14 protein-coding genes are annotated in these 14,792 nt (G+C 59.7%); 11 read left to right on the top strand and 3 right to left on the bottom strand.

Going from position 1 to position 14,792, the window contains the following annotated elements:
* Positions 1-259: 259 nt before the first annotated feature.
* The 4 genes from ACP3TE_RS03525 (at position 260) to ilvA (ending at position 5,525) form a co-directional block, all read left to right on the top strand.
* Positions 260-1,066, top strand: a complete 807-nt coding sequence (locus ACP3TE_RS03525; protein WP_426735313.1) for a Bax inhibitor-1/YccA family protein — start codon at positions 260-262, stop codon at positions 1,064-1,066.
* Positions 1,067-1,280: 214 nt separating this feature from the next.
* Positions 1,281-2,720 carry an APC family permease gene (locus ACP3TE_RS03520; protein ID WP_426735311.1) on the top strand — a complete coding sequence of 480 codons (1,440 nt, stop codon included), beginning with the start codon at positions 1,281-1,283 and terminating at the stop codon, positions 2,718-2,720.
* Positions 2,721-3,059: 339 nt separating this feature from the next.
* Entirely contained in the window at positions 3,060-4,250 is a 1,191-nt protein-coding gene (locus tag ACP3TE_RS03515) for an AI-2E family transporter (RefSeq protein ID WP_426735310.1), read from the top strand.
* Between the two features lie 3 nt (positions 4,251-4,253).
* A complete protein-coding gene (gene ilvA, locus ACP3TE_RS03510) occupies positions 4,254-5,525 on the top strand; it encodes a threonine ammonia-lyase (protein WP_105657446.1) in 1,272 nt (423 codons plus the stop codon).
* A gap of 77 nt (positions 5,526-5,602) precedes the next feature.
* Here the strand turns inward: ilvA and greA are convergent, their stop codons facing one another.
* Together greA and ACP3TE_RS03500 are read right to left on the bottom strand one after the other, a co-directional pair.
* On the bottom strand, positions 5,603-6,097 hold the full coding sequence (gene greA / locus ACP3TE_RS03505) for a transcription elongation factor GreA (protein WP_426735308.1): 495 nt from the start codon (positions 6,095-6,097) through the stop codon (positions 5,603-5,605).
* Positions 6,098-6,386: 289 nt separating this feature from the next.
* Complete coding sequence (locus ACP3TE_RS03500) at positions 6,387-6,806, bottom strand: DUF4307 domain-containing protein (RefSeq protein ID WP_105657448.1); 420 nt, start codon at positions 6,804-6,806, stop codon at positions 6,387-6,389.
* A 239-nt stretch (positions 6,807-7,045) separates the two neighbouring features.
* On the opposite strand from ACP3TE_RS03500, the gene mca reads away from it, so the two are divergent.
* From mca to ACP3TE_RS03475, 5 genes are all read left to right on the top strand, one after another.
* Complete coding sequence (gene mca / locus ACP3TE_RS03495; RefSeq protein WP_105657493.1) at positions 7,046-7,912, top strand: mycothiol conjugate amidase Mca; 867 nt, start codon at positions 7,046-7,048, stop codon at positions 7,910-7,912.
* 43 nt (positions 7,913-7,955) lie between these two features.
* Positions 7,956-8,237: a hypothetical protein gene (locus ACP3TE_RS03490; protein ID WP_105657449.1), complete on the top strand. Its 282-nt coding sequence runs from the start codon at positions 7,956-7,958 to the stop codon at positions 8,235-8,237.
* A gap of 32 nt (positions 8,238-8,269) precedes the next feature.
* The gene (locus ACP3TE_RS03485; RefSeq protein ID WP_426735305.1) at positions 8,270-10,384 is read left to right on the top strand and encodes a thioredoxin domain-containing protein; all 2,115 of its coding nucleotides are present in this window, start codon (positions 8,270-8,272) and stop codon (positions 10,382-10,384) included.
* A gap of 119 nt (positions 10,385-10,503) precedes the next feature.
* Positions 10,504-11,265 (top strand): isoprenyl transferase, encoded by a 762-nt coding sequence (locus ACP3TE_RS03480; RefSeq protein ID WP_105661709.1) that lies wholly within the window; start codon positions 10,504-10,506, stop codon positions 11,263-11,265.
* Between the two features lie 256 nt (positions 11,266-11,521).
* On the top strand, positions 11,522-12,838 hold the full coding sequence (locus tag ACP3TE_RS03475) for a PhoH family protein (protein WP_105657452.1): 1,317 nt from the start codon (positions 11,522-11,524) through the stop codon (positions 12,836-12,838).
* On the opposite strand, the gene ACP3TE_RS03470 is transcribed toward ACP3TE_RS03475, so the two are convergent.
* Positions 12,835-13,653 (bottom strand): hypothetical protein, encoded by an 819-nt coding sequence (locus ACP3TE_RS03470; RefSeq protein ID WP_426735303.1) that lies wholly within the window; start codon positions 13,651-13,653, stop codon positions 12,835-12,837. The two genes, ACP3TE_RS03475 and ACP3TE_RS03470, sit on opposite strands and share 4 nt — an antisense overlap.
* A gap of 83 nt (positions 13,654-13,736) precedes the next feature.
* On the opposite strand from ACP3TE_RS03470, the gene ACP3TE_RS03465 reads away from it, so the two are divergent.
* On the top strand, positions 13,737-14,240 hold the full coding sequence (locus ACP3TE_RS03465; protein ID WP_426735301.1) for a prepilin peptidase: 504 nt from the start codon (positions 13,737-13,739) through the stop codon (positions 14,238-14,240).
* A 4-nt stretch (positions 14,241-14,244) separates the two neighbouring features.
* Positions 14,245-14,712, top strand: coding sequence for an NUDIX hydrolase (locus ACP3TE_RS03460; protein ID WP_105657455.1), 468 nt, complete (start codon positions 14,245-14,247; stop codon positions 14,710-14,712).
* The last annotated feature ends 80 nt before the right edge of the window (positions 14,713-14,792 follow it).

Genomic DNA, 14,792 nt, shown 5'->3' with positions numbered 1-14,792 from the left:
GTGGTCTTTTCTTTTGCCAAAAGTGGGAGCGCATCCATCGTTCAACCTCAGGCATCGTGCATTCCACCAAAATCGGCTGCCAAGGCAACCTTGATGGTAGAACTTTCAAGAATATCGCTGACAGAGTAGTTTTTCTTCGGAAAAATGCCCTATATCATCCTTCCGACTGAGTGATTTCACAGCAATGCTCAATAGGATTAAGCAAAAGATCTTCAGCTAGCCACGTGCCGGCGCAATCGCAATCTATGGGGGAATGACATTGGGCAATCCAATTTTTGGTTCCAGCAGCCGCTCTGATGCTTGGGGAACCAAGCCTGGAAGTGCTGTTGGATTCCGTGACACCGCAAATATGAGCGCAGACCAGCTGCAGCAGATGTACCAGCAGCCTGCTGCAACCAGCGCCGACACCGGCCGCATGACCATCGGAACCACGATCAACAAGACCGTGCTCTGCCTGGCCTTGGTTGTTGTTGGCGCCGCGATTGGCTGGGGCATGCCGGCCCTCATGTTGCCAGGTGCCTTGGTTGGCTTTGTCCTCGGTCTGGTTAACGCATTCAAGAAGCGCCCATCGCCTGTGCTCATCCTGCTGTACGCCGCGGCCCAGGGCCTGTTCCTTGGTGGTCTCTCCGGCTTCCTTGAAAGCCGGCCGGGCCTTGAGGGAATCGCTATCCAGGCTGTGCTGGCTACCCTGTGTGTTGCCGGCGTAACCTTGGCGCTGTACCGCTCGGGCAAGTACCGCATGACTCCCAAGCTGAACAAGATGTTCATGATCGGCATGGTCGGCCTGATCGTCTTCTCGCTGCTCAACATGGTTCTGATGCTCACCGGCGTCATCGATGGCATGTTCGGCATGCGCGGCGGAGTGCTCGGCTTGGTTATCGGTGTAGTTGCCGTTCTGCTGGCAACCTACGCACTGGTTGCCGACTTCACCATGATCGAGGAATTGTCCGACCAGGGTGCTCCAGCCATCATGGCATGGCGCGGCGCCTTCGGCCTGACCATGACCCTGATCTGGCTGTACACCGAGATCCTGCGTATTCTCGCGATCCTGCGTGGCGACGACTAGCCGCAATAGCATAGCTCGCAAGGACCAGTGCCCATTTCGGGCACTGGTCCTTGTGCGTTAATCGCCTGTTCAAATATGAATTTTTATGATCGACTGCAACCGCCTATGCCATGGAAAATGACAGCTGATTTGGGCGCTCATGCGAAACTTTGGTTAGATTCTCCTGTAGCTATTCAGTTACTCAACTCACAGCAGATTTGGCAGAAAGAACGCAATGAGAGTCGATCAAACATCAGGAAAGCCGCCGGGCTTGGTGAAATCCCTGGGCAACTTGGATGCCCTGGCCCTAGGGTTCGGTGCCATGATCGGCTTCGGCTGGGTAGTGCTGACCGGTGGGTGGCTGGATAACGCCGGCACCATGGGGGCGGTACTGGCCATGCTCGTTGGCGGTGGCATCATGGCCGTCGTTGGCCTGACCTATGCCGAACTGACCGCGGCCATGCCCAAAGCCGGTGGCGAGCATAACTTCATCCTGCGCGCCCTGGGCGCCCGGCCTTCCTTTATCGGATCGTGGGCAATTACCGGCGGCTATGTCACGATTGTGGCTTTCGAGGCGGTTGCTTTGCCACGAACCGTGGAATACATCTTCCCGGGCATGAGCCAGATCCCCCTGTGGACTGTTGCCGGTTTTGAAGTAAACCTGACCTGGGCGTTGGTAGGCGTGCTTTCAGCGGTGGTGATCACCTGGATCAACATCCGCGGCGTGAAGCAAGCTGGCGTATTGCAGACCTTCGTGGTGCTCTTCCTGATGGTTATCGGCGTCTTGATGATCGTGGGAGCCTTTGCCGGCGGCGAAGCCAAGAACATGGAACCGTTCTTCACCCCAGGAACCAGCGGCTTCTTCGCCGTGCTGGTGGCGGTGCCATTCCTGTTCATCGGTTTCGACGTGATTCCGCAGTCCGCGGAAGAAGTGAATATTCCGGCCAAGCAAATTGGCAAGCTCGTAGTCGTCTCCGTAGTCTTGGCCACCATCTGGTACGTCATGGTTGTCCTGACCACAGCGTCAGCGATGCCAGCTGCTCAACTGGCCGGAGCTGACATTGCAACGGCGGATGCCTTCGGGGCCATGTTCGGTTCGGAGCTGATGGCCAAGGTGCTGATTGCCGGTGGCATCGCCGGCATCTTGACCTCATGGAACTCTCTACTGCTGGGAGCCTCCAGACTGGTCTACTCGCTGGCCCGAAGCGGCATGCTTCCTTCCTGGTTTGGCACATTGCATCCTAAATACCGCACTCCAGCCAACGCCCTGGTCTTCATCGGCGGAATCTCCATGCTGGCCCCATTCTTCGGCGCTGAAATGCTGGGGTGGCTCGTGGATTCGGGAGCGCCAAGCATCATCGTGGCATACTTCCTGGTCTCGGTCACCTTCCTCGTGCTGCGCAAGCGCGAACCCATGATGGATCGGCCGCTGCGCGTTGGCGGCAACGGAATTGCTGGGACTATCATCGGCTGGACTTCAGTCCTGCTCACCGCTGCGCTCTTCAGCCTCTACATGCCCGGCATGCCGGCCTCGCTGAGCTGGGAACCGTGGGCCATCTTCGCCATTTGGTGGGCACTGGGGGCAATTTTCTTCTTCAAGGTACCCGCGGGCATCAAGCCCGGTGAAGAAGCTGAGGAGAGGGTCCTTGAAGCGGTCATGCGCCGCCGGAGATAGCATGTGCGAAGCGCCTGATGAGCCGTGTTTTCAAGTTGGCGTGAGCAATAAGAGGCAGCCTGTGCAATCTGGTTACCCTCGGCAAGGGCAAATAAACATATTGAATTAGATTTCTAGGACCAGTGCCCATATCGGGCACTGGTCCTTGGTTTTTGTCACAATTGAGACATGGATCAAGAAGCTGTCTGGCAAACGCGATAGCGTGGTTCCATGAAGAAGAGCCGGTTGGAACGTCTACGCCGTTTTCGTGTTTCACTTCCGAGTCAGCCGGCGGAAACTCCTGCCACACCAAGGCCAGATCTGACGGATTTCAAAAGCGCCGAGGATATGCCGTATGCCATGCGCATGGCAGCAGCGTGGGCTTGGCGTTTCCTGATCATCGTCGTAGCCTTGGGCGTGCTGGTGTGGGCGCTGTCAAAAGTCTCCTTGCTGGTCATCCCGGTTTTCATCGCAGCGCTGCTAGCAGGGCTGCTCTCACCGGTTGTGCATACGATGAACTCCAAGCTTGCTGTACCTCGCGGGTTGGCCGTCGGCATTACTCTCATCGGCTTCCTTGCGCTGGTCACCGCAGGGCTATCGGTAGCAGGGCAAAAACTTTCGGCCGGTTTTACCGCCCTGTGGACCCAAGCGCTTTCGGGCATCGAGCAGGTCCAGGACTGGCTGTTCAATGGCCCGCTCAAGCTGACCAACGACGACCTGCAGAAGGTGCTGGACGATACCCTCGTCCAGCTTCGCGGCAATGCCACCAACATCCTAAGTGAAGCAATCAGCTGGACTTCCGCGATCGGGCAGATCCTGACAGGCACATTGCTGGCCGTCTTCGCCTTGATTTTCCTGCTGCTTGACGGGCGCAAGATCGGTTTGTTCCTGGTGAACCTCTTGCCGCGCCGCGCCCGCCCGGCGATGGACGGCGCCTTGACCCGGGGCTGGGCCTCGCTGGTCACCTATGTGCGAGTCCAGATGATCGTTGCGCTGATCGACGCCATCGGCATCGGATTCGGTGCATTCTTCCTGGGCGTGCCACTTGCCATGCCACTGGGCGTCCTGGTCTTCATCGGCTCCTTCATCCCGATCGTCGGTGCACTGTTTACCGGTGCCCTGGCAGTTTTGCTCGCGTTGGTAGCCAATGGCTGGGTCAACGCATTGATCATGCTGGCCGTAGTGCTGCTGGTCCAGCAGGCGGAGTCCAACATCCTGCAGCCACTGATTATGGGCAAGGCAGTGAGCCTGCACCCACTGGCAGTGGTCTTGTCAGTAGCCGGCGGCACCATGCTTGCAGGCATTCCGGGTGCGCTATTCGCCGTACCGCTGCTGGCGGTGGTCAACGCGGTCGTGAAATACCTGTCGGGCCGAACCTGGGAAACCGACCAATTCGTGATTGAGCACTACGGAAACCAAGTAGTGGCGCAGAGCCCCAAGGCGAGCGACCCAGCGAAGGCCGACCCGCCGGCTGCAGCTGCAGGACCTGCCGCCGCACCAACAGCTTCGCCGGAAACCCGGCACCCTGAGTCCACAGCAGATGAGGAATAATCCATGAGCACCGAACCTACTTTGCCGGTTACGCTGGCTGATATCGAAGCCGCCGCTGAAGTACTCAAACCGGTTATTGCCCGCACCCCGGTGGAGCATTCCCGTGTTTTGTCCCAGCATGTTGGCGCCGAAGTTTTCCTCAAATGCGAGAACATGCAGCGCGCCGGATCCTTCAAGGTCCGCGGTGCCTATGTACGCATGTCCAAGCTCAGCGACGACGAGAAGGCCCGAGGCGTGGTCGCCGCGTCGGCAGGCAACCACGCGCAGGGCGTTGCCCAGGCCGCCAGCCACCTCGGAATCAAGGCGCGCATCTACATGCCCCGGGGCGTCGCCTTGCCGAAACTGACCGCGACGCGTGATCATGGTGCAGAAGTCGTGCTTTTCGGTGACACCGTGGATGAAGCGCTGGCCGAGGCGCAGCGTTTTGCCGACGAGTCCGGGGCAGTCTTCGTGCATCCTTTCGACCACCCGGACATCATTGCCGGCCAAGGCACCATCGGCTTGGAACTGCTCGAACAGCTTCCTGAGGTGGACACCGTGCTGATGGGTGTTGGCGGCGGTGGACTGCTGGCCGGCGTCGCCATCGCGCTGAAGGCCAAGGCCCGCGAACTGGGCCGCGAGATCAAGGTGGTGGGTGTCCAGGCGGAGAACGCCGCGGCCTACCCGCCATCCCTGGCCGCTGACGCGTTGGTTCCGCTGGATAACGTGCACACCATTGCCGACGGCATCGCTGTAGGCAAGCCAGGGCAGCTGCCTTTCGCGATCATCAAGGAATTAGTTGATGACGTGGTGACGGTATCGGAAGATACGCTCGCACGAGCTCTGGTGGTGCTCCTGGAGCGCAACAAGCTCGTGGTGGAACCAGCCGGTGCGGTGGGCGTCGCGGCACTGCTGGAGAACAAGCTGGAAGCGCACGGGATCAATCCGGCAACCACCGCGGTAATCCTTTCTGGCGGCAACATCGATCCGCTGCTGATGCTCAAGGTGATCCAGCGTGGCCTGTCAGCGGCCGGCCGCTTCTTGACCATACGCATGATGCTTCCAGACCGCCCCGGCTCGCTCGCGCAGATCTCCAACATCATCGCCGAATCGGATGCGAATGTCACCCGTCTGGACCACACCCGTATCGGTGGTTCGCTGTCCATGGGCGATGTCGCGATCACCATCGACCTGGAAACCAAGGGCCATGAGCATTCCAAGACGGTGCTCAATAACCTGCGCGCCGAAGGCTTCGACCCGCAGATCACCAATACTGCCGGCGGTTCAGTCGCCTAGCGCATAAGCAGCAAAGTCCGAAGGCCGCCAACCCAGATGGGTTGGCGGCCTTCGGACTTTGCATAGCAGCCTAGTTGCTAGGACTGGTAAGGCTTTGCAGAGATGATCTCAACCTTGATGTCGCGGCCGTTTGGAGCCAAGTACGACAGCTTGTCGCCGACCTTTGCGCCGTGCACGGCAACGCCAATAGGGGACTGCTCGGAGTAGACCTTGAGGTCGGTGTCGCCGGCAACTTCGCGGGAGCCGAACAGGAAGGTGGTCTCGTCGCCAGCGATATTGGCGACAACCAGCATGCCTGGCTCAACAACACCGTCATCGGCAGGAGCATCGCCTACATCGGCGCGGCGCAGCAGATCCTTCAGGTAGAGGATGCGCGCTTCGGCCTTGCCCTGCTCTTCACGGGCGGCGTGGTAACCGCCGTTCTCCTTCAGGTCACCTTCCGAACGTGCCTGCTCGATACGGGCAACGATCTCGGCACGTCCCGGGCCTGAGAGGAAAGTCAGTTCGTCCTGGAGCCGATCGTAGGCTTCCTGAGTCAGCCAAACGACAGGTTCGTTGCTGTTGGTGCTCACGTTGTACTTCCTTTGGTCAGTTAGGACTTCGCTTGGCCTTGGGACCGATAAGTGGTCCTAAAGCCGAAAGCCACCGAAACGGTGGCGTCGACGAAGTCGGATTCGGTACGGATCTGAGGGCTCACACGTTATGGGCGATGCAAGCAAAGACCCCGCCAGGCTCATGTCCTAGTACTCAGCTAGAACCATGCGCCGATGCGGGGCGAAACGTATCTTTTCAACGATAGTAGTCGCCAAAACGATTTAAGCCCAATAGATTCAGCTATTAGGGGATGAAGAAGCTGAAATATTAACCCTTGTATTCCTGCGGAACCTCGTAGCAGGACTCCACGCCAGCGGTGGTCGCCAGGTTGTCGGTGTGCAGGTCAATCTCCAGGCGTTGGGTGATGTGCCCGGTAGCTTCTCCAGGATCAAGCAAAATGGTGTCGTATCCGACGATGGCCTTGGATTCGTTCATCGCACGAATATCGCACTGCACGCGGTGCTTGGTGTTGTATTCGACTGCGACAATGGCCTTGGCCTTCGTTGCGGAAATGACCTCGAACTCGATGTCCTGCGCGCTGATGGCGCTGTAGTTGTTGAAGCCGACATAGGCGGCCCCCGCAACGCCGACGGAGAGCGCGGCAGCAATTAGCCAGTTACGCGTTTTCCTGGGAAGACTGCGTTTCTTGGGGTTGTTGTAGCGAGCCGTTAAGCTTGGATCAGACATTATTTGCCTTGCACCACTCTCTTGCCTGGCGGCATTTGAACTGGGAATGCCGTACGTTGGTTCCTTACTCAAGTTTACCGTCTTTCAGCATGGGGGAATAACCGGTGGTCGGCTGTGAGTTGTTATGGATGACGGACAGATTCGAAGCTTCGGGCCGTCCAAAAACGTGGCATAAGGAAAGAAGATAAGTGGAGATTCACGACGTGAAGAAAATTGCTCCTTCGCAGGGTCTGCGGCTCATGGCTATTCACGCGCACCCGGACGACGAATCTTCAAAGGGTGCTGCAACGATGGCTGCCTATGTTGATGCTGGCGCCGAAGTGATGGTCGTTTCCTGCACCGGCGGTGAGCGCGGGGATATCCTCAACGCCGCCGCCGGCGAACTCGCCCATGCGCACCGCGACCTGGCGGGCGTCCGGCGTACCGAGATGGCCGAGGCCGCCGCAGTGCTGGGCGTCAAGCACCGCTGGCTGGGCTATGTGGACTCCGGCTTGCCGGAAGGGGATCCGCTGCCGGAGCTGCCCTTTGGCGCCTTCGCCTTGCAGCCAGTAGAAATCGCTGCTGCCGGCATCATCAAGCTGATCCGTGAATTCCGTCCCCACGTCATCACGACCTATGACGAAAACGGCGGATACCCCCACCCGGACCACATCCACTGCCATAAGGTTTCAACCTTTGCCTTTGAGCACGCGGCTAATCCGCAGATGTACCCGGAACTGGGTGCGCCGTGGTCGGTGAGCAAGTTGTACTACGACCGTGCTTTCGCACCGGATCGTTTCCGCACCTTGCACTACGCGATGCTGGAAGCAGGTTACGAGTCCCCCTACACCGAGCGCGTTGCGCTGTGGGAAGCGGACGAGGAAAACCAGATGTTCAAGTGGGTTTCCCCACACACCACGACCACCCAGATCAACTGCGCGGATTTCTTCTCGCAGCGCGATCAGGCGTTGCTGGCCCACAGAACCCAGATCGACCCGGAAGGTTTCTTCTTCGCCGTACCGGAACACGTCTACGCGGAGCACTGGCCGTGGGAAGACTACACGCTGATTTCCTCCAAGGTAGCTACCGAGTTGCCCGAGACCGACCTGTTTGCCGGACTAAGATAGTACTAAGCGCTTTCCAGTACTAGAAAAGAGTTGTCTTTACATCGTGAATACGATCTTCGAATCCCTGGCTCTGACTTCCTCGACCCTCGGTGTCGGTACGGAGACCAGCAGCGAATACGGTCCAGGATTCCTTGGGTTCATTTTCACCGCAGCCTTGGTGGTTGCCGTGATCTTCCTGATTCGCGACATGGTCCGTCGAGTGCGCCGCGTGCGCTACACCTCGGAAGCCGAGGCAAAGCAGCAGGAAATGGTGGCCAAGGGCGAAGAGCGCAAGCTTCAGGAATCCGAAGAGCCGCACGACCCGAAGACCGACGAACAGCAGTAGGCGCTTTGTGAGCTGCGCGATAGCATGATTGCGTGGCTCAACGACTCGCTGGCTCATCCAGCCAATACCTCAGACAGCATTCGCACCAACTTGTCGACTGGTTCCCCTATGGGGACGAAGCCTTCGAACAGGCCCGGTTACGCGACGTACCGGTCATGCTTTCCATCGGCTACGCTGCCTGCCATTGGTGCCACGTGATGAGCCACGAGTCTTTCGACGATCCTGAAATCGCGGCGCTGCTGAACGAAAACTTCGTAGCTATCAAGGTGGACCGCGAAGAGCATCCGCTCGTGGACGACACCTACATGCTGGCTACCCAGGCGCTCACCGGTGCCGGTGGTTGGCCGATGACGATTTTCGCCCTTCCTGACGGGCGTACCGCGCATGCCGGCACGTACTATCCGAAGACGCCCCGTGGCAAGACCCCAAGCTTCCGCCAAGTGCTCAACGCCGTCCACGAGGCCTGGGAAACCAAGCGCGCTTCGCTGGAAGAGCAGGCCCAGATGCTCGCCACGCATTTGGCCGAACTCGGAAGCCGCCAGAGCTCGCTGTTGTCGCTGCAGTCGCAGCAACCAGCAGAGCAGGCCTTCGGCGCAGCACTTGATCGATGGGTTGCCGCCACCAAACCAGAAGGCGGCTTCACCCCGGCGCCTAAATTCCCGCCGACCTGGGCTCTGAAGACACTGTGGCGTGCAGTGGTCACCACCCCGGACTGCGCTGCCGAGGCCTTCGCCGCAGCGGCCATCCATCTCGAAGCGATGTTCCTTGGCGGCCTGCAGGATCATGTTGATGGTGGTTTCGCCCGTTACTGCGTTGATGAGAACTGGTCGGTCCCGCACTTCGAAAAGATGCTCTACGACAATGCCGGCCTGCTTTCACTGGCGGCTCGCACCAGTGTCCTGGCGGCAGAATTCGCCCGCAAGTCCGAAGGGGAGATAGCCCAGCGCGCGCAGAATCTCGCCTGGCTCGCCCAGCGCAGCGCCCAAGGCATTATCGACTTCCTCAGCGAGGAACTGCTCACCGCATCTTCGGACGCTCCAGCCTTCGCGGCTTCCCTGGATGCCGATTCATCCCGTGATGGCCAGCAGATCGAGGGCGCGTACTACACCTTTAGCCGCGAGGAAATCGCACTGGTCACCGACCCTTTGATTCAGCGGCTGCCCAAGGGGTTGTTGCGTTTCGCGCCGGTGGCCGAGGACCCGCAGAACTTCTGCTTCTCGCTGTTGAGGGTTCCTGAAACGAACGAAATCGGTGTTCTCCATGAACTGCGGGATGCAATGCGCACGCTGCGCCGCTCGCGAATTATGCCGGTCCGCGATGAGAAGGTGATCGCCGGTTGGAACGGGCTGGCCATCGAAGCCTTGTCTGAAGCCGCGCTGCTCCTGGACCAGCCAGAAGCCTTGGCGCTCGCCGAGAAGGCAGCAACCTCGGTGTGGACGATGCAGTGGGATGAGAATGCCGGACGGCTGGCTCGCGTGAGCTTCGCCAATCGTGCTGAGCACGGCAATGAAGGCACCTTGCAGGACTATGCCGCCCTGGCCCTGGGATTCTTGGCGTTGGGCCAAGCCAGCGGGCACAAGCAGTGGGCTGAGCGTGCCAGTCGCTTACTGGGACGCGCTGCCGACTTCGTAGACCCGGAAACCGGGGTGCCGCGTGACGCGGTCCAAGCCGATGCGCGCATCGCAGCCCAGCGCAGCAACATTGCTGCCGTCACGGTGCTTGATGATGCGTTGCCGGCCTCGGGTGCGCTCTACGCCAAGGCGCTGGCGATGCATGCCCTGCAGTCCATGGCGGCGGGAGACTACACCGAAGCAGATGCGGCGGACTTGGAAAGCGCCCGCGTACTTTCTGCCCACGCCCTGGCTTTGGCCAGCGACGCGCCAACACAGGTAGCGACCGCCTTGGAAGTGCAGTGCATAGTTTCCAGCCCGGTCCAGTATCTTGCGCTGTCGCAGTGGGATTCGGCAGAAGCCAAGCGCGTGCGTTCGGTGGCGTTGAGCCTCGGATTGAATGTGCGCCACGATCCGTCGCTACCTGGTGCGGCCCAGACCGTCCAGATCCAGCCTTGCCGCGAAGAGCTTTGCCAGATGCCTGTAGCCGGGATGGACGGATTGTTCTCGCTGTTCGCTTCCGGAAAGGGTGCCTGAGCCCGGGAGAATGTGTCCATCGTGGACGCGGTGAAGCGGGCAGATACCCATGCTGGGCGATAAATAGCGGTAGATTTAGAACCTAGAGTTTTTGGAATCTATCGAAAGGCAGGGACAAGGTGCAGCTTCCGAACCTTGCGTACCGTTACTACGAACGGCGCTTGGCGAAGTCCCTCCCTGCCGACAAGCTTCCGCACCATATTGGCGTGATGGTCGATGGCAACCGCCGGTGGGCCAAGCTGGCCGGCACCCCGACCATGGCAGGCCACCAGGCCGGTGCGGACAAGATCCTGGAGTTCCTCGATTGGTGCGAGGACCTGAACATCCAGATGGTTACCTTGTACATGCTCTCCACCGACAACCTCAATCGAGAAGCCAGCGAGTTGCGCGACCTCTTGGAAGTTATCGGCACGACCCTGGACCGTCTGGGAGAGACCAACCGGGTCAAGGTCCAGCAGGTGGGAGCCAAGGACCTGCTGCCTGAAGACCTGGCGCAGAAGCTTGCCGCGCTGGAAACCGTTACGGCCAACCGCACCGGCGTTCATGTGAATGTGGCCATCGGCTACGGCGGACGCCGTGAAATCCTTGATGCTTTCAAGTCACTGCTTTGCAAGGCCGCCGAGGATGGACGCACGGTCGAGGAACTTGCCGCCGGACTGTCCACTGAAGACATCGAATCGGCACTGTACACCAAGGGCCAGCCAGACCCGGATTTGGTGATCCGCACCAGCGGGGAACAGCGTCTCTCCGGCTTCTTGACCTGGCAAAGCGCCTACTCGGAGTTCTACTTCTGCGAGGCATTGTGGCCGGATTTCCGCCGCGTGGATTTCCTGCGTGCGTTGCGCGACTTCGCTGATCGCCAGCGCCGCTTCGGCACCTGAGCCCCGAATCGTGCACCCGGCTCAGCTGTTCAGCTAATCGTTACCTGAACGTAGTCCCCCGGTAGCGCTTCAAGGTCTATGGTGATCATAAGGCCGGGGCAACAAGACCCAGCTGATCGAAGGGTTCCTCACTAGATGACCAAATGCAGCGCCAGCCGGAGCAATTGCCGGAATCGCCTTGGACATCCGGTGTCGGGATTCCCCACTTACGCGTGGGGAGAGTCCCCACGCCGGATTCGAGAATGGGTGCGCTGCCATGACACGAACAGCCGAACAGGGTGTACGAACCTACGTCATTGATACTTCGGTCTTGCTTTCTGACCCGAAAGCCATGTTCCACTTCGATGAGCACCATGTCGTGATCCCGCTGACTGTCGTCACCGAGCTGGAACATAAGCGCAAGGATCCTGATCTGGGCTTCTTCGCACGCCATGCCTTGCGTGTGCTTGACGAGCTGATTGCCAGCCATGGGGGATTAGCCCAAGCGGTGCCCGTGTCCAAAACTGGTGGAACACTGCGCATTGAACTGAACAACATCGCCCCGGAAGTCCTGCCGGTAGGCATGCGCTCAGGCGATAACGATTCACGCATCCTGGCTGTCGCCAAGCACCTGCTGGATGCTGGCCTCGACGTTGCGCTGGTCACCAAGGACCTGCCGATGCGCATCAAGGCCTCTGCCATGGGCATCCATGCCGAGGTGTACCGCAATGAGCTGATCGCCTCGACCGGGTGGACCGGCATACAGCAGCTGGAACTGGGCGAAGAGACCATGGCCAAGCTCTACGAACATGAACAGCTTCTGAACCACCCTGCGGTCGCCGATGAACCGATCAACACCGGATTCGTCATCACATCCCCGCGCGGAAGCGCCCTGGGCCGCAAGGTTGATGCGAACACCTTGAAGCTGGTGCGCGGCGACCAGCAGGCCTTCGGATTGCATGGACGCAGTGCAGAGCAGCGCATCGCCTTGGATCTGCTGATGGATCCATCCGTGGGCATCGTCTCCCTGGGCGGCAACGCCGGAACCGGTAAATCGGCGTTGGCCCTGTGCGCCGGAATGGAAGCAGTGCTTGAACGCAGGGAACACCGCAAGATCACCGTGTTCCGTCCGCTCTATGCCGTGGGCGGCCAGGAACTAGGCTACCTGCCGGGCTCCGAGGGCGAAAAGATGGGACCTTGGGCCCAAGCGGTCTTCGATACCCTCGGCTCGATCGTGTCGAAGAATGCCATTGATGAAGTCGTCGAACGCGGGATGCTTGAAGTCCTGCCGCTGACCCACATCCGCGGGCGTTCGCTGCATGATTCCTTCGTCATTGTTGATGAAGCCCAGTCGCTGGAACGCAATGTTCTGCTCACGGTGCTATCGCGCATCGGGCAGAATTCCAAGGTGGTGCTCACCCATGACGTGGCTCAGCGCGATAACTTGCATGTAGGCCGCTACGACGGCGTCGCCGCGGTCGTGGAACAGCTCAAGGGACATGCCCTCTTCGGGCATGTGACCCTGACCCGTTCCGAGCGCTCTGCTATCGCCGCGCTAGTCACCAACCTGCTCGATTCGCCCACCTTGTCCTAGGATTGGCGCTCGCTGCGCAGCTCCCACGGAATCGGCGCCCGCACGTCGGTAAGCGTGGGAGCTGGGGCGGTGAACAAGGAATCGATGTAGTACTCGTTCTGGGCCAGGACCTGAAGTGACAGCTCCGGGGCCACAGGCATCCCGGCGTGGGCGGAGAGCACCCGGCGGTTCAGGCAGACGCCTGTTGCCAGATCCAGTACCACGAGGGTTCGTGTCCCGGCGGGAACGAGAGGACAGTTGGCCAGTGCGGGCTGGTAGTTGTGTCCCGCAGTGAGAACGGCGGCTAGAGCAGGCCGGTTGCCATGGGTGATCTCTGCGAGCTCGTGAATGTAGGTGGGGTGGTCGAAAGCGAGATCATGGGCGGCAGGCTCGGTGCCGGCAAGTTCCACCGGATCGAGCATTGGTTCCCAATGCTCCAAGGGCAGCAACCCATTGAAGCCAGAAATTTGTGGACGGCGCAAGATCAGGTGGTCTGAGGTATAAACCGGGGAGGTCAGCGAGGCCGGCAGCTTCCATGAGGTATTAGTGGCTGCGACGTAGCCTCGGCTCCGGTCTGCGGTGAACTTCTCCTTTTGGTACACCAGTTGCCCCTCGGCCGAGCGCACGGCTATGGCTTCTCGCTGGCGGAGGATGGCGGTCAGCTGGCCTTCCAGGCCTTCGCCCGGTTGGGCGTAATGCTCCGGGACCTGGACCTGGAACTGCAAGGAGGTGCTCAGCCATGGGGCGGACCGGGCCAAGGCACGGAAACGACGACGGGCCGCCGACTCAGGGGCGGAGTGCCCGGGGAAAAGAACTGGAACTGCTGGAACGTCCATACTCCAATTGTAGAAGCGGCTGAATTATTCACAAGAGGAAGACCCCTCTGCCGAAGATCCAATGAGATGCCTATGCTCTATGCATGTCAGAAATTTGGAACGTGGCACAGGAAAGCCCGACCACCGCAGCACTGGTTCTCCTCCAGCTGGCCTGCTTTCTTGGTTTCGGGTTCCTCCTGTCCAAGGAAGACATGGCGAGGCATCGTTTGCCCAACCGGCTACTGGCCTACTGGTTGGCAGCCAGCATCGTGGTGATCGCGCTGCTGGGGATCTTCCGTTCTGATGGGCATGGGCTGCTGATGAGCCTTTTGGGGTTGCTGCTGCTTGGCGGAGGCTATCTGCTCCTCGCGCTGATTTCCGCTGGGGCAATGGGCATGGGCGATGTGAAGCTGGCCGGCGTGCTGGGGATGAATCTCGGATACTATTCCTTGCCCAGTTTGTTCTTCGCGACCTTGCTTGCCTTCCTGCTGGCCACCGGCTGGGTTATCGGGGGCGTGGCGGTGCGGAAATTGACGCTGAAATCAGCGGTCCCTTTCGGTCCCTTCATGCTCATTGGGTCTTTAGCAGTGCTGCTTATGGCACGATGAAATCATGGCAACTCCAGAATTCGTAACCCATCTTCGAGAACGCATCGGTCATGAACTGCTATGGCTCTCCGGGGTGAAAATAGTTGTCCTCCACGACAGCCGGGTGCTGTTGGTGCGACGTGCTGACAATGGCAAATGGACCCTGCCGGCAGGAATTATTGATCCAGGCGAAGAGCCTTCGCATACAGCACACCGCGAAGTGCTGGAAGAAACCGGCGTCGAATGCGAAATCACGGACCTGTTGGGGGTCGGGGTGACAGCTCCCACGGTGTATCCCAATGGGGATCACGCGCAGTACCTGGATGTAGTTTTCAAGGCTCGGCACCTTTCCGGCACGGCGAAGGTCAACGATGACGAGAATTTGGAAGTGGGGTACTTCGAACTGGCTGACCGGCCAGAACTCCCGCCGCTGCACGAACGGGCGCTGCAATGGGCACTGGACCCTCGGCCCGGTGGCTATTTCGCCAGTTGACGTTTTCTGCCTTCAAATCCGCTGTGGCATGCGTGAATGCCGCCGGCATGAGCTTAGACTTGCTCCATGACCGGGATTGG

Origin of the sequence: Glutamicibacter sp. 2E12 (assembly GCF_050030965.1) — a bacterium.
GTDB lineage: Bacteria > Actinomycetota > Actinomycetes > Actinomycetales > Micrococcaceae > Glutamicibacter.
This window is presented reverse-complemented; position numbering and strand designations above follow the sequence as displayed.